This window comes from Marinilactibacillus sp. XAAS-LB27 (assembly GCF_036039175.1).
GTDB lineage: Bacteria > Bacillota > Bacilli > Lactobacillales > Carnobacteriaceae_A > Marinilactibacillus.
On record NZ_JAYXKP010000007.1, the window covers coordinates 1 to 21,918 of the forward strand.

The 21,918-nt window shown below is 37.1% G+C and carries 19 protein-coding genes; 3 read left to right on the forward strand and 16 right to left on the reverse strand.

What is annotated here, in order from left to right; all coding sequences use genetic code 11:
• Nucleotides 1-791 precede the first annotated feature (791 nt).
• On the reverse strand, nt 792-1,613 hold the full coding sequence (locus tag VXN63_RS09240) for a MerR family transcriptional regulator (protein WP_327757774.1): 822 nt from the start codon (nt 1,611-1,613) through the stop codon (nt 792-794).
• A 79-nt stretch (nt 1,614-1,692) separates the two neighbouring features.
• On the opposite strand from VXN63_RS09240, the gene VXN63_RS09245 reads away from it, so the two are divergent.
• On the forward strand, nt 1,693-3,051 hold the full coding sequence (locus VXN63_RS09245) for an MATE family efflux transporter (RefSeq protein WP_327757775.1): 1,359 nt from the start codon (nt 1,693-1,695) through the stop codon (nt 3,049-3,051).
• 404 nt (nt 3,052-3,455) lie between these two features.
• Nucleotides 3,456-3,959: a hypothetical protein gene (locus VXN63_RS09250; RefSeq protein ID WP_327757776.1), complete on the forward strand. Its 504-nt coding sequence runs from the start codon at nt 3,456-3,458 to the stop codon at nt 3,957-3,959.
• Between the two features lie 474 nt (nt 3,960-4,433).
• On the opposite strand, the gene VXN63_RS09255 is transcribed toward VXN63_RS09250, so the two are convergent.
• The 10 genes from VXN63_RS09255 to VXN63_RS09300 form a co-directional block, all read right to left on the reverse strand.
• Nucleotides 4,434-4,703 carry a metal-sensitive transcriptional regulator gene (locus VXN63_RS09255; RefSeq protein ID WP_327757777.1) on the reverse strand — a complete coding sequence of 90 codons (270 nt, stop codon included), beginning with the start codon at nt 4,701-4,703 and terminating at the stop codon, nt 4,434-4,436.
• Nucleotides 4,690-5,001 carry a rhodanese-like domain-containing protein gene (locus VXN63_RS09260; RefSeq protein WP_327757778.1) on the reverse strand — a complete coding sequence of 104 codons (312 nt, stop codon included), beginning with the start codon at nt 4,999-5,001 and terminating at the stop codon, nt 4,690-4,692. The genes VXN63_RS09255 and VXN63_RS09260 overlap by 14 nt, the downstream gene beginning before the upstream one ends.
• Nucleotides 4,994-6,649, reverse strand: a complete 1,656-nt coding sequence (locus VXN63_RS09265) for an FAD-dependent oxidoreductase (protein ID WP_327757935.1) — start codon at nt 6,647-6,649, stop codon at nt 4,994-4,996. The genes VXN63_RS09260 and VXN63_RS09265 overlap by 8 nt, the downstream gene beginning before the upstream one ends.
• Nucleotides 6,650-6,663: 14 nt before the next feature.
• Nucleotides 6,664-6,963: a rhodanese-like domain-containing protein gene (locus VXN63_RS09270; RefSeq protein ID WP_327757779.1), complete on the reverse strand. Its 300-nt coding sequence runs from the start codon at nt 6,961-6,963 to the stop codon at nt 6,664-6,666.
• Nucleotides 6,964-6,991: 28 nt separating this feature from the next.
• Nucleotides 6,992-8,029, reverse strand: coding sequence for a DsrE/DsrF/DrsH-like family protein (locus VXN63_RS09275; RefSeq protein ID WP_327757780.1), 1,038 nt, complete (start codon nt 8,027-8,029; stop codon nt 6,992-6,994).
• Between the two features lie 654 nt (nt 8,030-8,683).
• Nucleotides 8,684-9,013, reverse strand: coding sequence for a four-helix bundle copper-binding protein (locus tag VXN63_RS09280; protein ID WP_327757781.1), 330 nt, complete (start codon nt 9,011-9,013; stop codon nt 8,684-8,686).
• A gap of 246 nt (nt 9,014-9,259) precedes the next feature.
• Nucleotides 9,260-10,015 carry a sulfite exporter TauE/SafE family protein gene (locus tag VXN63_RS09285; RefSeq protein ID WP_327757782.1) on the reverse strand — a complete coding sequence of 252 codons (756 nt, stop codon included), beginning with the start codon at nt 10,013-10,015 and terminating at the stop codon, nt 9,260-9,262.
• A gap of 210 nt (nt 10,016-10,225) precedes the next feature.
• Nucleotides 10,226-12,112: a tRNA uridine-5-carboxymethylaminomethyl(34) synthesis enzyme MnmG gene (gene mnmG / locus VXN63_RS09290; RefSeq protein ID WP_327757783.1), complete on the reverse strand. Its 1,887-nt coding sequence runs from the start codon at nt 12,110-12,112 to the stop codon at nt 10,226-10,228.
• Nucleotides 12,113-12,158: 46 nt separating this feature from the next.
• Nucleotides 12,159-13,547, reverse strand: a complete 1,389-nt coding sequence (mnmE, locus tag VXN63_RS09295) for a tRNA uridine-5-carboxymethylaminomethyl(34) synthesis GTPase MnmE (protein WP_327757784.1) — start codon at nt 13,545-13,547, stop codon at nt 12,159-12,161.
• A gap of 244 nt (nt 13,548-13,791) precedes the next feature.
• On the reverse strand, nt 13,792-14,913 hold the full coding sequence (locus VXN63_RS09300; RefSeq protein ID WP_327757785.1) for a hypothetical protein: 1,122 nt from the start codon (nt 14,911-14,913) through the stop codon (nt 13,792-13,794).
• Nucleotides 14,914-15,049: 136 nt separating this feature from the next.
• On the opposite strand from VXN63_RS09300, the gene treR reads away from it, so the two are divergent.
• A complete protein-coding gene (gene treR / locus VXN63_RS09305) occupies nt 15,050-15,772 on the forward strand; it encodes a trehalose operon repressor (RefSeq protein ID WP_327757786.1) in 723 nt (240 codons plus the stop codon).
• A gap of 61 nt (nt 15,773-15,833) precedes the next feature.
• On the opposite strand, the gene pcp is transcribed toward treR, so the two are convergent.
• From pcp to treP, 5 genes are all read right to left on the reverse strand, one after another.
• Nucleotides 15,834-16,481: a pyroglutamyl-peptidase I gene (gene pcp / locus VXN63_RS09310; RefSeq protein WP_327757936.1), complete on the reverse strand. Its 648-nt coding sequence runs from the start codon at nt 16,479-16,481 to the stop codon at nt 15,834-15,836.
• Nucleotides 16,482-16,545: 64 nt separating this feature from the next.
• Nucleotides 16,546-17,469 carry a DUF979 domain-containing protein gene (locus VXN63_RS09315; protein WP_327757787.1) on the reverse strand — a complete coding sequence of 308 codons (924 nt, stop codon included), beginning with the start codon at nt 17,467-17,469 and terminating at the stop codon, nt 16,546-16,548.
• Nucleotides 17,469-18,170: a DUF969 domain-containing protein gene (locus tag VXN63_RS09320; protein ID WP_327757788.1), complete on the reverse strand. Its 702-nt coding sequence runs from the start codon at nt 18,168-18,170 to the stop codon at nt 17,469-17,471. The genes VXN63_RS09315 and VXN63_RS09320 overlap by 1 nt, the downstream gene beginning before the upstream one ends.
• Before the next feature lie 197 nt (nt 18,171-18,367).
• Entirely contained in the window at nt 18,368-20,020 is a 1,653-nt protein-coding gene (gene treC, locus VXN63_RS09325; RefSeq protein ID WP_327757789.1) for an alpha,alpha-phosphotrehalase, read from the reverse strand.
• Between the two features lie 149 nt (nt 20,021-20,169).
• On the reverse strand, nt 20,170-21,678 hold the full coding sequence (gene treP / locus VXN63_RS09330; RefSeq protein WP_327757790.1) for a PTS system trehalose-specific EIIBC component: 1,509 nt from the start codon (nt 21,676-21,678) through the stop codon (nt 20,170-20,172).
• Between the last annotated feature and the right edge of the window lie 240 nt (nt 21,679-21,918).

The following is a 21,918-nucleotide window of genomic DNA, read 5'->3' on the forward strand; positions in this document are numbered from 1 at the left end:
TCATATGGCCTTTCTTTTTACACAATTATATGGACTTTATCTTTTCTCTCCTTTCTTTATTTACTTAGAACTATATACTTTATTTAAAATAATACTAGTACTTATTAATCATATAGTAGCAACGATTCGTTGCCCCCCTGGTGAATGCTAAATTTTAGTTATTTATTTTAAAAATCCCACCATTAATTATTAAAAAACGCAACATTCTCTAATAATGTTACGTTAGTGCATTATCATACTACTATAATCTACTATTTACGTTGACAATTGAGACCAAAAAAATCGGAATCAATAGATAATTGGTGTCGCCCCCCAAAAAGATAAAGTACTCTCTTTTACAATGCTCCTTTCCCCGTTTATGGAATGTAGTGTTCAAATATTCACCGAGAGAGAATTTTTTTTCATTTAGCAAAATAAAAATTTCGATTTTTCGGAAATAGGACTACTGACTGAAGCTAATCATTGGGTTAGGGCTGTACATAGACTTGAATTTCATGAGACTGGCTATCAAAATTATCGTAAATTTCAGTTACAAGGATAATTGTCGTTTCTCTCATATTAATTTGGTTAAGGTAACCTTATATTTTTTTAATTCTTCCCATATATTGTGTTTATTGTAAATAAGACAACTGTATTTACCTTTAATGATTGACCAAGATGCTTGCTATTCCATTCAAATACTCATTGACCACCATCTATTTTAAGGCTAGATCATATTTGATCATAAAAACCGACCCCTATAATTAGATTTTCGGTCTAATATATCAAGGTCGGTTCATTAAGGGGTTCTTTTATTTATTTTTTATCCTAACAGAAATCTTTACTACAAACTCTTCATAACCATTTACTGATAAGTCATCTAAAAGCGTTTCTTCAAAGAAGTATCCTTCAATCTCAATTTGATTTTCTTCTATATAAGTTAAAATTTTTTGGTAACTGACTGACAGATCTGCTTGAACGTTATTGTGATATAACACGATATAATTTCCGGCTTCTTTTATAAAGTTACTATATTTTTCATCTGACATAGTTGTATAAATAGAATCGTATATTTCGTAATTCTTTTTCATTATTTTTTCAGAATGAAGTGTCCAGCCAATCGACTGTGAGAATACGGTTTGCTTTTTGATTGATCGTAAACTTTTAAAATGACTTTGTATACTCTCAAGAAGAATATCGTCATCCACGACCGATCCCGCTTTTGTAGCAAACAAGAATGTTGTTGTCATGTATTCAATTCCGACTTGGTTAAGATCTTTCTCAATGGCTTCAGTTGTACTAGATATTCTTTTATTCAATAATTCTTCCATGGACTGTAATTCTGAGATTTTTTTCTTCAAAACTTTTTTCTCTGTCTCTAGTAACACCACAAGATTTTCTGGCGATTTATGCTTCATATAGTTTTTCACTTCACTTAAAGATATACCTAACGTCTTAAGTAGTCTTATTGCTTCAAAGACCTCTGACTGATAAAAGGAATAATATCGATATCCATTCTCTTTTTTCATTTCAGGAGAAAAAATTCCAATCTTATCATAATAAAACAACGTATCTTTTGGAACACCTACTAAATTAGCAAACTGTCCTGTTGTTAAATAATATTTTTCTTTCATGAATATTTGATCAACTCCTTGACTATAGTGTTACTCCATAGTTTATCATACTAAATAGACTAAAAATAGGAGTATTAACATGAATAAGATAAATGATTTAGGAAAAAAATACACTTTTATTTCTCTCGTGAGTTATGCTATGCCAACTATCATCATGATGATTTTTACGGCTATTTACACAATGGTGGATGGCCTATTTGTTTCCAGATTTATTAATACAACGGCACTCTCTGCCATTAACATCTTTTCCCCCATTTATGGTGTGATTTGGGCAGTAGCATTAATGTTTGGTACAGGTGCGAACGCCATCATCGCTAGACAACTGGGACAAAAAAAGACTTTAGAAGCAAGAAAAAACTTTTCTCTCATCATTATAGCTAGTATGGTCGTTGGGATTTTGTTAACTATATTCGGTCTGCTATTACTACGTCCCTTATTTTCAGTGCTTGGCGCAGACGAAAGTGAGGCGCTGCAAGAATTTACCACTATTTATGGAGGAATCATTATCGCTTTTGTTCCTTTTACTTTTCTACAGATTTTATTTCAGAACTTCTTTGTTACTGAAGGAAAACCACATTTCAATTTAATTATTACAATTATTGGAGGGATAGCGAATATTGTACTTGATTATCTATTTATTGTTCCCTTTAAAATGGGTATTGCCGGAGCTGCCTTAGCGACGGGAATCGGTATGTTTATCCCCGCGATTATTGGCGTCTGGTACTTTTCCCGACCTGAACGAAGTAACTTAAAATTCGTCAAACCAGATTTAGATTGGACTTTTCTGATTCGAACATCTATTAACGGTTCTTCAGAAATGATTTCCAACATGGCAGCTTCTGTTACTATTTTTGCTTTAAATCTATTGATGCTTCAATATTATGGCGTTGACGGTGTTGCTGCTATAACGGTAATCAATTATATATTGATGTTACTCACGGCTATCTTTATGGGATACTCTGCTGGTATTGCTCCTATTATCAGTTATTCCTATGGGGATGAAAATCATAAACAGCTGCAGAATATTGTAAAATACAGTTTTGGATTTATTCTAATTGTATCTATCGCAACTTTTTCAGCTTCATTCGTTTTTAGTACGAGTTTAATTTCATTCATGATTTCTCCAGGAAGTCGTGCTTTCAACATTGCACTTGAAGGCTTCCGAACATTTAGAATCGCATTTGTTTTTATTGGATTCAATATATTTTCTTCTATGTTATTCACGGCTCTTTCTAATGGAAAGATTTCTGGTATCATATCTTTTCTAAGAACTTTTGGATTGGTACTCATTGGATTTTTGATACTGCCTGAAATGATAGGAGAAATTGGCATCTGGGTTACTATCCCATTAGCAGAATTTATTTCTATCCTAATTTCTATTTACTTTATTGTAAGAAAAAATGCTGTTTACAACTATTTGCCTTCTTTTAGAAAGTAATTGACGTCACAAAATATAATTTACAGTCCTTGTATACTTTCTTTATACTGGAATTAAAATCGTTGCTTAATTTTAGAGGGTGCTCATTTGGATAATCTAAAAACTTTTTTATTGAACAAAAAAGAGTACCTATCCAATGTTGTGGCCCTCAAATATTAAACTTATTCGGAGTAAAGAAACCCACTCCCTTTTTTATAGAATTAAGAATTTTAAACTGTATTTTGATAGGCTATTTTGTGATTGAAGGGTATAGGTTAGACTGTTTCGAATTAAAATTTTTAACAATATTGTTGAATGTGTTATAGTTTCCGAAAAAATAAATATTATTCTAACAGAATATAAAGTATTAGTTAACGACGAATAAAATAAAAACTAATATGATACTAATAAGGAGTGTGACTCAGATGAATTTAAATCAATTGCGCTGTCTAGATTATTTAATCAAGGATATAAATGATGCTTACCCACGGCAAATAATAAATGACTATCAGCTATTGTTTAAAATGGGTAGTAAATTATATACGGGGGACTTTGTACTTGAAAGCAAAACCATTCGCTACGATTATAACTTAAGTTTTTTTGCAGACGGAAAACTTAATAATGAATCGGTTCTTAAGCAAGATACAGTACTATCTCCTTTCTGGGAGAATAATCATAAATCTATAGTCAATGTAGTTGATAATGGTAGTTTGTTGTTTGCTTTTTTACTTCAACTAGCTGAAACTTCTGAAAAAGCCATTTTGAATCTTGATATTTTGAATCAATGTCCAGATCTCATTTATAACGTTAAAGAATATGGTACGAATCAAACTTTTGAGTTCATAAGTTGTAAAGATCAAGAACTTGTGCCATATACATTGATCAGCAATATAACTACCCATAAAGACTATCTAGAATTACAAAAATAATAACATTCACTTTGAATTATGCACTTATTTAAAAAAATCGTTAAGCATTTTACCATAGTTAAAAACGCAACATTTTACAATATTGTTACGTTCATAAAAGCGAACGAAGATAATAAAATATAGTTTCTACTATGAACTGAGTCGTTCGAGGTAAAGCCTATCTCATGCGTTTACTCCTGCAAATTGAATTTTTCCATTAATTTAAAGGTGGAAAGCATAAAAAAACAGCTTACGGATTTATCATTTTTAGTTCTTTCAGAAATCATTTAGTTCTCTCACCAAAAGTGGGACCTAAAAAAGAAGATTCTATCGAATGACATCGATAGAATCTTCTTAGAGGTAACTGATGTTACAAATATATGAAATNAAAAGTGGGACCTAAAAAAGAAGATTCTATCGAATGACATCGATAGAATCTTCTTAGAGGTAACTGATGTTACAAATATATGAAATTACGACATCAGCTATTGTACTCTACTTTTTGACAATTAACTGTATAGCTTTCTCTATTTTTTTTGATTGATTTTCTATGCTATCTGAAGGATTTTCTAGACAGTCTTTAAGATTTTCAGCTACAATCATTCCAATCATTCTATCAACACTAGAACGAACGGCACTGAGTTGTGTAACTATATCTATACATTCATCGTCTTGTTGGATCATTTTTTGAACGCCTCTAATTTGTCCCTCTGCTCGCTTGAGACGATTCGTCATTTTGCGTTTCTGTTCTTCACTTTGATTCATCTTTCGTCGTTTCTCCTTTCCAGCTAGACATTCCGCCCATTACATTGATAACATCGTAGCCTTGCTCAGCCAATTGTTCACTCGCCATTGTCGAACGGCCACCAGAGTGACAAATAACATAGTAAGTTGAAGCCTTATCCAGACCAGTCATTTCATTTCCAAGTTGACTAATTGGTAAGTTACGTGCATTCAGTATATGACCATTTTCAAATTCGTCTATTTCTCTAACATCTAAGATAGTACGTGTATTGTTTCTTACTTCTTGGTAAAACTCATCTGCTCCGATTGATCTATACATATACAAGCGCCTCCGGTTTTATAGTTTGGTATAGTGCAAAAGCACCATCAAGATTTTTTACAGTAAATCCATTATTTTTCAACAATCTTTCAGCAATATAGCTTCTTAATCCACTGTGGCAACTGACGATATATTGCTTCGATTGATCCAGTTCATTCAAACGCTCACTTAAATTATCCAACGGAATGTGTACACTATCTTTGAATCTCCCCTGTTTTAATTCAGCAGTATTTCTCACGTCCAATAGAACAGCACCAGATGAAACTTCTTCTTCCAGTTCATGCCATTGAATGGCTTCGCTTAAATTTTCCATTAAGTTTAATCCAGCATATCCTGCCATATTGACGATATCTTTAGCAGCGCCAAATGGAGGTGCATACGTAAATTCTAATTCTGGTAAATCCTCAATCGTCATATTCGCTTTAATTGCTGTTGCCAGGATATCGATTCTTTTATCTATACCGTCAGCGCCAATCGCTTGAGCACCATATATTGTACCGCTTTTTTTATCGAAAATCACTTTTAGTAAAATATTCTCCGCACCAGGATAATATCCAGCATGATTTTTACCCTGTAAGTGAAGGACGTGGACAGATAAATTGTTCATTTTTGCTACACGTTCACTCAACCCTGTAGATCCTGCGACGATATCAAAAGCCCTCACGATAGCTGTTCCGATACTACCTTTATTTTTTCTATTGAGACCTGCAATCACGTCGGCGACCTGTCTACCTTGTCGATTAGCAGGGGAGGCTAGCGAAATCAACGCATCTTGAGTTAAGATTTGTTGGTTAACTACAATTGCGTCTCCTACTGCATAAATATCAGAATTACTTGTCTGATATTGATCATTCACAACAATACCACCACGGTGTCCTAGCGTAAGGCCAGCTGCTTCTGCCAATGTATTTTCTGGTTGAACACCGACAGATAGAAGGGTTAAATCACTCTTAAGCTGCGTACCGTCTTCTAGTTGGACGACTTTTCCCTTATCTTGGAACGCTACCGCCGATTGTCCTGTTAAGACTGCTACGTCGTTAGCCACAAGTTCATTATGCACGTATGCAGCCATTTCCTCGTCAAAAGAAGGAAGGACGTGAGATGCTTTTTCTACAATCGTCACGCTGAGTCCACGTTTTCTTAAATTCTCAGCCATTTCCAAGCCGATATACCCTGCTCCTATGACAACCGCATTCTTAGTATTCGACTGATTAAGACGAGCCATGATTACATCCAAATCTGGAACATTCCGTAAAGTAACTGTGTTTTCTGCTTCTGCTAGCCCTTCTATTGGTGGAATAAAGGCCTTTGCTCCAGGAGAAAGAATCAGCTTATCATAATGATCTTCAATCATTTTTCCGTCAAATTTAACCGTGACTGTTTTATTCTCGGGTGAAATCGCAATAACTTCATGATTCGGTTTCACATCTATATCGAACCTACTCTTCAGTGCTTCTGGTGTTTGAACGATTAGTTTCTCTCGCTCTGCTATTTCTCCAGAAACATGATAAGGTAAACCACAATTGGCAAAGGATACATAAGGTCCTTTGTCATAAACGACAATCTCTACGTCTGATAATAATCTTCTCAACCTCGTTGCAGCTGACATCCCACCTGCGACACCACCTATTATAATTACTCTATCCATTTTTTCGTGCTCCTTTAGTTGTTTTTCCATTGATTCATTCCTCCACGAACATTGATTACCTTATAGCCATTTTTCTCAAGTCGATTACTTGCTTGTTTGCTTCGCATACCGGACTGACAAACTACATAGACCGGTTGATCTTTCTTTCCTTTGAAACGCTGAATCTCGTTTAGTGGCACATTAATAGCCCCATTAATATGTCCGCTGTTGAACTCACTTGACGTCCTGACATCAATCAACTGGGGCTTTTTTGTTAATTGTCTTTTCAATTCTTGGGTAGAAATTTGCTTCATCGGTTTAAAAAATGAAAACATTCGAGTCACTTCTTCCTTTATTATATTATTAAATGAACAGGTTATGCGTTGATTCTTCTACATCACCAATATACGTACCTACGCCGCCATAGTGAACTTCTTCCCTTAAGTCCTCTGATGTGATACCCATTACGTCCATGCTCATCGTGCAAGCTACAAACTTGACGTTTAACGCAATTGCTTGATCAATAAGCGCAGGTAAAGTTTGCACATTTTTCTGTTTCATCACATAGCGCATGAATTTATTTCCTAAACCGAATCCATTCATTCTCGATAAAGGCATATATGTCGGTTCCTTGGGCAATATGGTTTTGAACAGTCCGCTTAAGCCTGATTGCTTTCGATTTGATAAGGAAGGTTTTTTCAGCGCGCTAAGTCCCCAAAACGTACAAAAAATTGTTACCTCTCTTCCAGCTGCTCTCGCGCCATTTGCGATAATCATTGCAGCGATCGCTTTATCCAATTCTCCACTGAACAACACAATCGTCGTACCCCTTGCGGTATGTTCCGTTTGCTGTACTAACTTCTCTTCTTTTTGTACGACGGCTTCAACCACTCCGTCCTGATTGGTCAAACGGATTAATTTATGACCCGTTTGTTTTGCCCAGCTTTCTACATCACTATAAAATCCGGTATCTGTAACCGTTACTTGAACTTGATCACCCAGTTCTATATCAGCGATTTCTTGGCTTAAATGAACAATAGGACCTGGGCATTGCATGCCACTATAATTCAATCGTTTTCTATCCTCTTTCACCACTTCTTGCTTATGCTCCAAAAAGCGTTCATATCCACCTTCCAAGTTCACGACCGAATAACCTTTTTCCTTTAAAAACTCACTAGCCTGTTGACTTCTTTTGCCTGACTGACAATAAATATGATATGTTCGACTCAAATCACCTTCGAATGAATCGATCTCACTGAGCGAATGAAGACGAACGCCCTCTATATGACCACTATCAAATTCTGGACGAGTACGTACGTCAATTAACTGCCCGCTCGCAGCAAGTTGTTTTAAGTACTCTTCAGTGTACTGACCAATGTCTTTACTTTTGATATTTTTCATAGAATCCCCCTTTTTTAAATACCTATAGGGGTATGTTAAAGTAAAAATGTCCATTTGTCAAATACCCATAGGGGTATATTACCCAATGTTCTTTTTAAGTAATTCCCTCTTGCTCACTAAGTCTTTAAGTCATTAATTCGATATGCTCTCTATTTTTTTGACTTCAAGATTTTGATTTCATACTATTTAGCGTTGGGAGAATTTTCTAGCATTGTTTTTCTATACAGAATGAAAGAAGTGATATTCTCTGATAGGCTATAGTTGTTATTAGATCAATATGTCTTTCTTGTAAGTAGCTTATCTTATCTACACTATTTGACACAAATCCTAGTAATCTAAAACGAATAAAAGTTTAAACTTTAGAAAATAAAAAACGAAACATTTTACAATAATATTGCGTTAGAAGCCTTGCTAGAACAGGGTATTTATTTTGTGTTTTTTCTCTAGCGGAATAACTCATCAAAATGAAAAGCATTGTTGCATTATTATGAAGCTGAATACAAATACTTCTACCACAGGAAAATATCTATAAACTTCTTAGAGATAATATCTGAAATATGGATAAGTTGTCTTTTCTCGTAAAAGCCCCGCTGAAGAAACCTTGAACTGGTTTCTTCAGCGGGGCTTTATTATTATATGAAGTATCTACTTAACTTATTGACCAAGGTATTCTTTACAAGCTTTTTCGCATTCGCGGCAAGCTACTGCACAATCTTGGCAGTGCTGCATTTCATGATTTTCGCATTCTTCTGCACAAATACCACAGGCTTTAGCACATGCGGCTACTAGGTCAGGGAATATTTCGCTTTCTCTATAGGCAAAATCTGCTACGATTCCGCACATATCTGCACATACACGATCTGTTCGGATGCAGTTTGCCATCATCTTGACATCGTCTTCTTTTAAACAGGCATCAAAACATTCGTTACACGCTTTTGCACAGGCAGCTACTTTACTGACTAGCGTTTCAACGGCTTGGCTCATTATACTTCACTCCTATTGTATTTTTATTTTCTATCATTAGTCTACGCCCTGTTCAATCTCATGGCAAAAATAACGCTTAGACATAAAAAAGGAACCATGGATCAAGTCCACGGCTCCTCGCTTTAGATGTATCAATATATTATACTTTCACGCCGCTGATTCGGCTTGTTTATGCGAACTTCCATGTTTAATATTGGTTAGTTTACTTGCAGCCTAATCTTCTACGGTTCTTAGACTATAAAGTCGCTACCCCCAAAGAAAATCAATAAATGTAAATACGCCTAGTAAAAGGATAAAATAAATAACAAAATGTCTAAATTTGTCGACCTTAATTTTCGAATAGAAATAATTTCCCAATACAATAGCAAGTACAACTGCAGGAATAGAAGTGAGGTAGTACAACCCTACTTCTTTAGTCCAAAACCCACTCAAATAGTGGCTGAAAATTATTAGTATACTCGATATCAAAAAATGAGCTTGTACATTTTCTTTAAATTGCTTGGGAGGCCAGTCTTTCATTGTACTATAGAGTACTATAGGAATCCCATTCATATTATATGCACTTCCAAGCATACCCGAGGCGAAACCAAATGGAATAGTATAATTAAGGTGTTTATGATCATTACCTATCTGTATTTGTTTTTTACTCGAAATTAGTATTGAATAAATAGAATATATAACTAGTAGAGAGCCTAGTATCAAATTTATCCAACGCTTTTCTACAAAACGTACTAATAGCAGCCCAAAAGGAATACCTATAACTGTGGAGATAGCTAACCATTTTAAAATAATAATATCTAATTGTTTCCAGCTATTGAATAGAGAAAATAATGCTACAGTGAATCCTACTAAACCGACCAAAGCTACCGCTGACGAAAAAGGAATCGGTAGTAATGCAAGCAGTGGCATACTTATGACAGAATCTCCAAATCCAAATGTCGCACGCATTAGAGATCCTAAAAATACTGATCCCACAACTAAGAAAATCAAATGTATTTCCATACGTCCTCCAAATTATTCAAATTTAATCTCCATGAACCACAATAATATTTTCTGAAAATACGTTAAAGGTAACATATACTAAACGTAAGATTCAAGATTGTTTAGCATATTTAAATTTTGTACAAAAAAAGTTGCAGTTTTCTGCAACTTTTTTTGATGTTTTATATTAAATTTATGCTGAACTTCTCTTACCAATCTCTATAAAATCAATTATACTTTTGCTACACTGCCTTGTTCCACGTAGACCATCAAGATCGAAATATCTGATGGATTGACGCCGCTGATTCGGCTTGCTTGCGCGATCGTTTCTGGTTGAATTTTTGTTAATTTTTCGATGGCTTCTGTTGCGATACCATTGATTGAGCTATAGTCGATACCTTCTGGAATGCGTTTGTTTTCCATCCGTTTGACCTTGTCCGCTTTACGATAAGCTTTTTCAATATAACCTTCATATTTAATGACAATCTCAACTTGTTCCATAACTTCTTTAGATAACGGTTCTTCTGTTGGCGCAAATTGAATAATATCTGGGTATTTAACATAAGGGCGACGAATGAAATCATACACTAAAATACCATCTTTCAATTGTGGCTCACCTTTTTCTTCAAGATAAGCAGTAACATCTGTCGGTTTTAGGCGAATTTTTTTCAAACGAGCCAATTCTTGTTCTACTTGTGCTTTTTTATCTAGGAATAACTGATATCTTTCTTCTGAAAGTAACCCTAGTTCACGACCAATTTCACTTAATCTGAAATCTGCATTGTCGTGACGTAATAATAGACGGTATTCTGCACGTGAAGTCAGTAAACGGTAAGGTTCATTCGTTCCTTTTGTGACCAAATCATCGATCATAACGCCGATATAGCCTTCGTTACGTTTCATGACGAATGGTTCTTCTCCTTGAACAAGACGCGCTGCATTGATTCCAGCCATCAAACCTTGTCCACCAGCTTCTTCGTAACCCGATGTTCCATTCATTTGACCGGCAGTAAATAATCCACTGATCATTTTTGTTTCAAGTGAAGGACGTAGTTGGTATGGTTTAACCACATCGTACTCGATTGCATAACCTGTACGCATCATTTTCGCATTTTCTAGACCCTCTACTGAATGTAATACTGCTAACTGCACATCTTCAGGTAAAGAAGAAGATAAACCTTGTACATAAACTTCGTCTGTTGTTTCACCTTCTGGTTCTAAAAACAATTGGTGGCGCGGTTTGTCAGAGAAACGAACCACTTTATCTTCGATAGACGGGCAGTAACGAGCGCCGACACCTTCAACGATTCCTGTAAACATGGGTGCACGGTGCAGATTTTCACGAATGATATCATGAGAAGTTGTACTGGTATACGTTAACCAGCAAGAAGTTTGGTCTTGAAGATATTTTTCATCTGGCGTTTCAAAACTAAAGTGATGTGGTTCTAAATCTCCAGGTTGTTCTTCTGTTACCGAATAGTCGATGGAATCTTTATGGATTCTTGGTGGTGTTCCTGTTTTGAAACGGTCCAAATCAAAACCAAGTTCTAGTAAATTCTCAGATAATTTGATGGATGGTTGTGTATTGTTGGGACCTGAAGAATATTTTAGTTCCCCAATCACGATTTCTCCACGAGAAGACGTACCCGCTGTTAAAATAACCGCTTGGGCACGGTAAATGGCACCCGTATTGGTGATTACGCCTTGAATAATATTGTCTTCAACGACTAACTCATCAACGATCCCTTGTTTCATATCTAGGTTTTCTGTTCTTTCAATCGTACGTTTCATTTCAATGGAATACAGATGTTTGTCTGCTTGAGCACGTAAAGCACGTACTGCCGGTCCTTTGGCAGTATTAAGCATACGCATTTGAATGTATGTCTTGTCGATATTACGGCCCATTTCGCCACCTAAGGCGTCCATTTCACGCACGACGATTCCTTTAGCAGGTCCGCCAATCGATGGGTTACATGGCATATGAGCAACCATATCTAAGTTGATTGTGATCAGTAAAGTCTTTGAACCCATTCTTGCGGCTGCAAGTGCTGCTTCTGATCCAGCATGACCAGCACCGACAACGATGACATCGTATCTTCCAGCTTCATAAGTTTGCATCAAGTTGTTCCTTTCTAATATAAAGTCCGTTTATAAGGTTAATGGTTTATTTTCCTAAGCAGAATTGACTGAATAATTGCGTGATCAATTCATCTTGTACACTATCTCCAGTGATTTCACCTAGTAAGTCCCAGGCTCTAGTCATATCGATTTGTACTAAATCGACTGGCATACCAGTTTCAATACCTTCTATCACATCATCAAAAGCATCGACTGTCTCATTCAATAAGGCAATATGACGTACGTTTGATACGTAGGTTGCGTCGCGTTCACCTGTTTTCCCTGAGAAGAATAGATCAGCAATTTTTGCTTCTAGATCGTTCATACCAGCACGTGTCACGATGGATGTCTGGATAATGCTTGCTGGATCAACAAGCTGATTCAACTCGTCCATATCTAACTTTGTTTCAAGGTCCATTTTATTTAAAATCACAATTCTATGGTGTTCCTCTGTTGCTTCGATCAGTAATTTGTCTTCTGGTGTCAACGCTTCGTTCTGGTTGAATACCAGTAAGACTAGGTCTGCTTCTTTCAATGCTTTACGACTACGTTCAACACCGATTCGTTCGACGATGTCTTCCGTTTCGCGAATCCCTGCCGTGTCAATCAGTCTAAGCGGCACGCCTTTAACGCTGACGTATTCTTCCACAACGTCACGCGTTGTGCCGGCGATTTCTGTCACGATAGCTTTATCTTCTTTAATCAAGACGTTCAGCAAACTGGATTTCCCAACGTTCGGTCGACCAATAATAGCCGTTGCGAGCCCTTCACGCAAGATTTTTCCTTGGCTTGCTGTATCTAGTAAAGCTTCTACTTGTGCTTTCACTTTTTCTGCTTTTTCGACAAGTAGTTTCGCTGTCATTTCTTCTACATCATCGTATTCAGGATAGTCGATATTCACTTCTACCTGCGCTAGCGTACTTAAAATATCTTGACGCAGGTTTCTAATCAAGCGGGAGAGATCTCCATCAAGCTGTGTGACCGCCATATGCATCGCTCTATCCGTTTTCGCACGGATTACGTCCATTACCGCTTCTGCTTGAGATAAATCGATTCTACCGTTCAAGAAAGCCCTCTTTGTAAACTCGCCAGGTTCTGCCAGACGTGCGCCATTATGCAAAACAGTCTGCAATACTCGGTTAACGGCCAGTACACCGCCGTGTGTATTGATCTCAATCACATCTTCACGAGTATAGGTCTTTGGTGCTTTCATTATAGAGACCATAACTTCATCAATCTGTTCTTCGGTTTTTGGGTTCACGATATGACCATAATGAATCGTATGTGTCGGTTGATTTTTTAACGTTTTATTTCCTAATTGGTAGACACGGTCTGCGATTTCCATCGCTTCGTCCCCACTGATTCGAACAATTCCAATACCGCCTTCACCAGGAGGGGTAGAAATTGCTGCAATAGTATCAAATTCGATTGCCATTTTAAGGTATTCCTCCTATTTTTCTTCACAAAAAAAGTGCCTGGTCCACCCCAATAATGCCTACTTAAATAGACCTGAGGTGGAAAAGCACTTTCACTACTTTACCACTATTTAACTTACTCATATTCTGTCTTGCTCAACACTGTAAATGATATAAGGAATGGGTAAAAAAGTCAACCACTTAACTTATTTTTTATTAGTGAATTGTGAACAGAAATATTTAAAATGTTCACCGGTTTCTCTTTTAAACCAGCTCTTCTTCTACATCGTTCATCGCCTTACGGTTAACGCGTTCTTGCGAGACTTTTTCCTCCACGAAATTAAGTAGCTTTTTATTTAAGGCCTTATCTGCATAGGTTGGCGCTTGATCCAACGATTTTTCAGCTTTTTCAAGCCAGCTTTCTGCTTGATCCAGATCTTTGTCGATCCAGAAGGCCATCGCTGCTTTGATTCTATATGTTTCCAACTGACTCGTTTTCAAGTATTGCTTGAAAACTGGGTCTTCTTTGATCTCATCTTGAATCATTGTATCTTCCGTTTCCATTGTAAGATGACAGAACAAATAATCTCTTGAAATGTCCATCTGATACGACTTGACCATCTGCGAACGCTGATTCCATAAAGGTTCAATCAGTTCCAGTGCATGACCAAAATTCTCTGCTTCTAGTTCCCGGTTAATCCGAACGAGCACTGTGTAAGCATTAAATTGTTCTGTCATAGGTTCATTAGGATTCTCAATCAAGTCATGATCTTTGATCTCTCCATACATTTTCCCATTGACGAATTCTTCACTAAGTCTTAGTTGTTGGAAGAGTTGCGGCCGCTTATTAGGGTCCATCTTTAGTCGTTTCAACGTATTACCATCTGTAATACTAAAAGGAATCAAGTTTATGACACCAGTGAATATCCCCGTAAAAATAAAGCTATAAAGATAAACAGATTGAATCCCCAATAAAACAATACCTAACCCGATGGCAGCCGTAATAAAGTTCGCTAGAGCTCCTCCAAATAAATAAAGACGGTACGGTGGATTGTCGTCCTCTTCTGCTGGAATCATTAAACATTGTCCACCCGTTCCAGCTATGGAAAATTTTGCCATTCTGTATTGATGTTGTTCTTTTACAATTGCCCAATTTGCTATTCTAAAAAAGGAAAAGTGATATCCTGAAACTTTACCTGCTATCAAATGACCCACTTCATGAATAACGATATGAATAAATCCGAAAATCGCGATACTAATCAAAATAAGTCCTGCTCGAATCAGTAACCATCCGATGTCTGTATCTGTCATGGCTGCATGGTACCCTATCCAAAAACCGATCACAGCACAAACGGCTATATATAAAGTAATTAAAACTTTTTTCACGTGAACACCTCTCAACTGAATCTTATTTTCTCAATTATAAATCAAACATCTACTATACACTACGATTTATTTTTTTACTAAAAAAGCGACTATCTATGGTAAAATCCTATAGAGAATGAATAAAGGAATGAATCACTTGAGTAAATTTCATGAAATATTCGTCGATATTGAATCAGCTATTTTAAACCAAACCTATAAATCTGGAGATTTACTCCCGAGCGAGAACGATTTAACAAAACAATACAATGTTTCGCGTGAAACAATCAGAAAAGCCTTAACGCTCTTACTAGAGAGTGGCTATATCCAAAAGAAACAGGGTAAAGGCTCCATTGTTTTAGATGTTAAACGGTTTGATTTTCCAATTTCTGGCTTAACCAGTTATCAAGAACTTCAAAACGCTCAAAATATCTCTAGTCAGACTCTGTTGATCGAAAACAAGATTACTAAAATCCCTAAGCATATTGCAGAGTTTTTAAAAGTTCCTGAAAGCACGGAAGTCCATACGGTGATTCGTGCTCGAAAAGTCAATCAGGAGGTAGTGATATTAGATAAAGACTACCTGCTGACTTCGGTTATAGAAGAACTTCCAGATGAAGAAGCAGAAAATTCTCTTTATCACTATATCGAACATAAACTTGGCCTTAAAATCGGATACGCTAGAAAAGAATTCACGGTTGAACCGGTTACCAATGAGGACCGTACCTTAATGTCTCTCCATGATGATCACCATATCGTGGTAACCAGAAGCGATGTCCATCTCGAAGATACCAGACTATTCCAATACACCGAGTCTCGTCACAGACTAGATAAATTTCGCTTTGTCGATTTCGCTAGAAGACGCGGACCACAAACTTATTAATATATATAAAGAGTGACGCGATGCATCTTACAGCATCGCGTCACTCTTTTTTAATGAGCTTTTAGTGAGTCGTTCCACCAATCGCTTTTAAATCTTCTTTTCCATCAAAAGCAACAATTGCTTCGATAGCTTTTGTAATACCCGAAGCGATATCTTCAAGGTTCATGGCCGGTTTGCCTGGTTTATCCAATACTTGTGAAGGAATAAACGGCACATGCATGAATCCTGCTTTGATTTCTGGATATTTCTTATCGATCATATATTGTACTTGATACATAATATGGTTACATACAAATGTACCTGCAGAATTAGAAACGGATGCCGGAACACCTGCTTTTTTCATCTCTGTCACCATCGCTTTAACGGGTAATTGAGTGAAATAAGCTGATTCTCCATCTTCTTTGATGGCTACGTCGATTGGCTGATTCTCTTCATTATCGGGAATTCTAGCATCGTCTACATTGATGGCTACACGTTCAGGAGTCAATTCAAATCGTCCCCCTGCTTGACCGATGTTCAGTACATAGTCAGGTTTGAACTCTGCAATAGCCTCGTCTGTTACTTCTGCACTTTTTCCAAATACAGTAGGAATCATAACTTTTTTAATTTCTGCTCCATTAATGGTATCAGGGATTTTCTTTACTGCTTCCCATGCCGGATTTAAACTTTCTCCGCCAAATGGATCAAATCCTGTAACTAAAATTTTCATATTCATCGCTACCCTTCTTTATTCATTATATCAGAAATACCCGATTCAATAGAAGTCCTCTGTCCTAAAATGCCCAGAAGTACATTAAAATGACATGGAACACAATCATGATCAAAGCCATTGGAATTTGTTCTTTGATAACGCCATTTTCATTTTTCATTTCAAGTAAGGCTACTGGCAAAGCATTAAAGTTTGCTGCCATTGGTGTCATAAGCGTTCCACAAAATCCGACTGTCATCGCTAAAGCCCCAGCAACTGCTGGATCTCCACCTTGTGAGATAACAAAAGGAATCCCAATCCCTGCTGTTATGACCGTGAAGGCTGCAAAGGCATTCCCCATAATCATTGTAAAGATAACCATCCCAGTTGAATACGCAATAACTCCGACTAAAGGATTTCCTTGTGGTAAGAAACTAGAAATCCCGTTGGCAATCACTTCACCGACTCCAGCTTGAGTAAAGATCACGCCTAATGCAGCTAGTAACTGCGGTAAGAAACCTACTGGACCAACTTGCTGAACCATTCTGTTTCCATCTTCTAACGCAAGGTTCGGAGAGGATTTCGTAATGATCATTGCTACGATTAAGGAAGTCACCGCTCCAATACCAATTCCCGCTTGCCCACCAAGTGGTGTAAATTGAGCGACCCCCACAGCAACAACAGCTAGTACAACTACAGGAAGAAAAACCCAATTTCCAAGTTTTTTACTAGACGCTTGTGCTTCTTCTTCTGTTACTTGTTTTATATGGCCAATTTTCACTTGCTTTAATAGTGTCAATAAACCAACAATCAGTAAAATCGCTCCAGTGATCTCAAAAGGAATATAGTTTCCTAAAGCGAATGTAATGCCTAGTAGTAACCAGAACACTGCAGTTCCAAATTTGGCTGGATGTGACTTGTCCGTTGCGACTTTAAAAGCTACATATGCAAGCAGTAAACCCACAAGAATAAAAAAGAACTCCAATAAATTATTTACGAATGCTTCCATTATGATTTACCTGCCTTTTTCTCTTGATTTGCTTGATTGTATTTGCGGTTCATCTTGCGGTCAAATAGAATATTTGATACTACAACAATAACAAGTGCAAAAAGCGCTACTGGAATCGTCGCAATAACAATATCTATAGGAGAAATTACGTATCCTAAAGAGTCCATCGTACTAGTAATCAATAAAACACCCGAAGCTGCAATAAAGGTATTTTGCGCAAAGAAGTTCCCAAAGTTTTCTGTAGCTGCGGAACGCGCTTTGATTTTTTCTGTATCTTCTTCACTGATTTCGCCGTATTTAGTCTTAGCCGCTGCTTGAGACATTGGTTCAATTAATGGACGAACAAATTGTGTTTGTCCTTGCATCCGAATAGAAAACGTACCCGCTAGTTCCCTGAAGACCATGTAGATCGAGAAAAGTTTTCCGGCTGTGATTCCGTTGATGTTCTCAAGAATACGAACAGCTTGCTGACGCAGCCCCGCTCTTTCTGCGATACCAATCATCGGTAGCGTTAGTAAAAATAACGTCACTAATCGGTTATTAACAAAAGCTTCCCCCATAATAAATAGAAACTCGAAAAATGAAATACCTGATACTAGTGCTGTAACAAGTGCTGCAATCAAAACGACTGCAATCGTGTCGAATTTAAAAATGAACCCAACGACGATAATTAAAATACCAATTAATCGTATAATTTCCATACCTATCCTTCTCCCAAATAATAATATAGTTGTCTCAATTTTAAATCATAGCACCTAACGATAAACGAGTCAAAATTTGAGAGAGTTAAAAATACAACTAGCGTTTTCTCATTGTTAAGATACTTTCTACCAACAAAAAAGCAGTCTATGATAGTAAAGGTACTTACTGTCATAAACTGCTTCAAATTATCATTCAATTAATTTAATAAAAAAGCGATAGTTTCGTACGGTTGCATCACGAATGTTGATTCCAACGGTCGCTGTTCTTTATTACCCAACACATATTGTGCATCCATTTCTAACAAATGACGCGGTATATCAAATACTGCTTCATCTGCATAAAAGTGGTTCAAAACAAGTAGTGTTTGATTTTCATACGTTCTGATGTAAGCAAACACACTTTGGTGACCCAATTCAACGGGTTCATAAGAACCTTCTTGAATAATTTTATACTCTTTACGTAACTGGATTAATTTTTTATAGTACTCACGGATGTTTTTACTGACTCCATCATTCTCCGTGTTGCGTTCTTTATAATTTTCAGGGATCTTTAACCAAGGTTTTCCTTCTGTAAAACCAGCGTTTTCAGAAGCAGTCCACTGCATCGGCGTACGTGCATTGTCTCTAGATTTAGCCTGAATAATCTCCATAATTTGATCTTCTGGCAGTCCGTCTTCTTTTAATTTCTGATACGCATTGTGTGTTTCGATATCTACATAGTCATCAATATGCTTGTAATTCGGGTTCGTCATGCCAATTTCTTCACCCTGATAGATAAATGGTGTCCCTCTTAGGAAATGGATAGTTTGTGCCAAGATCGTCGCTGTTTCGAAAGGATATTTCTCAACATCTCCAAACCGATTATTCGCCCGTGGCTGATCGTGGTTGTTCCAAAAGACCGCATTCCAACCCCCACCTTCATCCATTCCTCTTTGCCATTCGTCCAGTAGTTTCTTTAATTCCAAGAAATCAAACGGTTGAGTTGTCCATTTTTCACCATCTTTGTAATCTACTTTCAAATGGTGAAAACTAAAAATCATCGACAATTCATCTCGTTCAGGATTTGAGTACTGTACGCCATTTGTCACGGTTGTTGAGCTCATTTCTCCAACTGTAATTACGTCTTCGTACTTGCCGTATGTTTCTCTATTCAATTCGTGAATATACTCGTGGACGATTGGTGTGTCTGTGTAATGAGATTTTCCAACGCCGTCATCTGCATCTTTTAATTCTTCGTCTTTTCCAATCACATTAAGGACGTCAAAGCGAAGTCCTTTCACACCTTTTTCCAGCCAGAAGTTGACGGCATTGTAGAGTTCCTGACGGACCTCTGGATTTCGCCAATCTAAATCTGCTTGGGTTTTATCATAGAGATGTAAGTAATACTGATCTGTATTTCCAAATTTAGACCACGCATCTCCGCCAAATTTAGATTCCCAGTTTGTTGGAAGACTGCCATCCGCTTTTCCTTCTCTTAGAATATAATAGTCTTGGTATTTCTTTTCTCCCTTTAAGGCTTTCTGGAACCACTCGTGTGAGGTAGAAGTATGATTCAACACCATATCTAACATCAGGGAAATACCACGTTTTTTGGCTTCTTCTACAAGTGTATCGAAATCTTCAAAAGTACCAAACATCGGATCAATAGAGGTATAATCTGCTACGTCATAACCATTGTCGTTTTGAGGTGACTTGTAAAAAGGATTCAGCCACAACATATCTACACCTAAATCTTCTAGATAAGGTAGCTTTTCAATAATACCTTTCAAATCACCTAGCCCACTTCCATCCGTATCTTTAAAGGATTTTGGGTATGCCTGATAAATTACTTTGTCGTGAAAATATGTCATCAAATTCTTCCTTTCTATATTTATAGAAAAAGGACTGATTCTTAAGTACCGGATATTCGTCTAAATAAATGCTCTAGACAGCTTCGGTCTTATAGAACCAATCCTTTTCTAACGGTTAACGATTCTTTCATTTAGAATTTTCAGCTCGATTATTGACCTAATTTAGGAATCGGTAAGTTTGTGTTTTCCCATTTAGTCAAGATGCCTCTTTTTTCAAAGAAGATCGTTAAAATGATGGGTACTACAAATGCAACGGCCATAGCAATTAAGAATCCTACCATAGAATCTGGCTGAATACTCAAGAATCCTGGGAGTCCTCCAACTCCGATAGAATTCGCTGTTACGTTCATCGCTACAGAAATCATACCAGCAAAGGCTGAACCAATCATTCCTGCCACGAATGGGTAAACAAATTTAATATTGATACCAAACAGTGCCGGTTCCGTTACCCCTAGATAAGCAGAAATAGCAGCTGGAATAGATACCTGCTCTTCTTTTTTATTACCCCAGTGCATAATGATCATACCCAGAACGGCAGATCCTTGTGCGATATTCGATAAGGCAATCATCGGCCATAAGTTTGTACCACCGTAATCTGCAACTAATTGTAGATCAATTGCGTTAGACATATGGTGTAGACCTGTGATAACTAGCGGTGCATACAGGCCACCAAACACGAATCCAAAGATCCAACTAAAGGTTCCTGAAAGTCCCCAGTTTACAACTTGAGAAAGACCTGTTCCCAGTGTCCAACCAATCGGTCCGATTACAGCGTGTGCGATAAAGATTGTTGGAAGTAGTGCAAATAATGGAACAAAAATCATTGAAATGGCTTCTGGAATAAATTTACGTAACCATTTTTCAAGATACGCTAGCAAGAACCCAGCCATCATCGCTGGAATAACTTGTGCTTGGTATCCAATTTTATCTAATTGGAAGAAACCAAAGTCCCATTGTGAGATGTCTCCAGCAAGGATATCTTGAACTCCATATGCATTTGCAAGTTGTGGAGAGACTAATGTAAGTCCTAAAACGATACCCAATATCTGAGTGGTCCCCATTTTTCTTGTAACACTCCATGTAATACCTACAGGTAAGAAGTGGAAAATCGCTTCACCTGGAAGCCACAAGAAGTCATTTACACCAGCCCAGAATTGAGAAACATTGACAATCTTATTGAAAATTGGGTCACCAGCATCGGTTACTTGAGGTACGCCATCAACAATTAGTCGTCCTAATGATTCAAATTCGATACCTTCTAATACATTACGAAATCCTAATATTAAACCACCAATAATAATTGCGGGAATAAGTGGCGTGAAAATTTCAGCTAGAGCGCCCATGAGTCTTTGTAGCCAGTTCATATTTTGTGTGCTGGCTTTTTTTACGTCATCTTTAGAGACACCTTCAAGACCGGAAACATCTGAAAATTCATTATAAAAGTCTGCTACTCTGTTACCAATAATAACTTGAAACTGTCCAGCTTGAGTGAAGGTTCCTTTTACTGATGGAATCTCTTCTATCCTCTTGACGTCTGCACTAGATGGATCGTCTAAAACAAATCGCATACGGGTCGCACAATGCGTTACAGCGTTAACATTTTCTTTCCCGCCAATAGCATCCAGCAACTCTTTAGCATCATTCTTAAAGTCTGCCATGTTATTTCCTCCTAAATATCGTTTTAACTTGTATATACAAGTTGTTCGTTAACGTAACTATACTCCAAAAACTTTTGGGATGCAACCGTTTTTATATTTTATCTCTCCTCTCTTACGTGTCCGTTTACCCTGTCTATCCTGTCCTTGTTCTCTTCATGACAATTTTATCATTTAGTCCTTGATTTTCGTTAATAAAAAGCCCTTCAAGCGACTGTAGGCATACTCAGTACTTGAAGGGCG

What these genes read in the sequence shown, in the direction of transcription:
- VXN63_RS09240 (WP_327757774.1), bottom strand. Translation starts at nt 1,613, where the DNA reads ATGAAAGAAAAATATTATTTAACAACAGGACAGTTTGCTAATTTAGTA.
- VXN63_RS09245 (WP_327757775.1), top strand. Translation starts at nt 1,693, where the DNA reads ATGAATAAGATAAATGATTTAGGAAAAAAATACACTTTTATTTCTCTC.
- VXN63_RS09250 (WP_327757776.1), top strand. Translation starts at nt 3,456, where the DNA reads ATGAATTTAAATCAATTGCGCTGTCTAGATTATTTAATCAAGGATATA.
- VXN63_RS09255 (WP_327757777.1), bottom strand. Translation starts at nt 4,703, where the DNA reads ATGAATCAAAGTGAAGAACAGAAACGCAAAATGACGAATCGTCTCAAG.
- VXN63_RS09260 (WP_327757778.1), bottom strand. Translation starts at nt 5,001, where the DNA reads ATGTATAGATCAATCGGAGCAGATGAGTTTTACCAAGAAGTAAGAAAC.
- VXN63_RS09265 (WP_327757935.1), bottom strand. Translation starts at nt 6,649, where the DNA reads ATGGATAGAGTAATTATAATAGGTGGTGTCGCAGGTGGGATGTCAGCT.
- VXN63_RS09270 (WP_327757779.1), bottom strand. Translation starts at nt 6,963, where the DNA reads ATGTTTTCATTTTTTAAACCGATGAAGCAAATTTCTACCCAAGAATTG.
- VXN63_RS09275 (WP_327757780.1), bottom strand. Translation starts at nt 8,029, where the DNA reads ATGAAAAATATCAAAAGTAAAGACATTGGTCAGTACACTGAAGAGTAC.
- VXN63_RS09280 (WP_327757781.1), bottom strand. Translation starts at nt 9,013, where the DNA reads ATGAGCCAAGCCGTTGAAACGCTAGTCAGTAAAGTAGCTGCCTGTGCA.
- VXN63_RS09285 (WP_327757782.1), bottom strand. Translation starts at nt 10,015, where the DNA reads ATGGAAATACATTTGATTTTCTTAGTTGTGGGATCAGTATTTTTAGGA.
- mnmG (WP_327757783.1), bottom strand. Translation starts at nt 12,112, where the DNA reads ATGCAAACTTATGAAGCTGGAAGATACGATGTCATCGTTGTCGGTGCT.
- mnmE (WP_327757784.1), bottom strand. Translation starts at nt 13,547, where the DNA reads ATGGCAATCGAATTTGATACTATTGCAGCAATTTCTACCCCTCCTGGT.
- pcp (WP_327757936.1), bottom strand. Translation starts at nt 16,481, where the DNA reads ATGAAAATTTTAGTTACAGGATTTGATCCATTTGGCGGAGAAAGTTTA.
- VXN63_RS09315 (WP_327757787.1), bottom strand. Translation starts at nt 17,469, where the DNA reads ATGGAAGCATTCGTAAATAATTTATTGGAGTTCTTTTTTATTCTTGTG.
- VXN63_RS09320 (WP_327757788.1), bottom strand. Translation starts at nt 18,170, where the DNA reads ATGGAAATTATACGATTAATTGGTATTTTAATTATCGTCGTTGGGTTC.
- treC (WP_327757789.1), bottom strand. Translation starts at nt 20,020, where the DNA reads ATGACATATTTTCACGACAAAGTAATTTATCAGGCATACCCAAAATCC.
- treP (WP_327757790.1), bottom strand. Translation starts at nt 21,678, where the DNA reads ATGGCAGACTTTAAGAATGATGCTAAAGAGTTGCTGGATGCTATTGGC.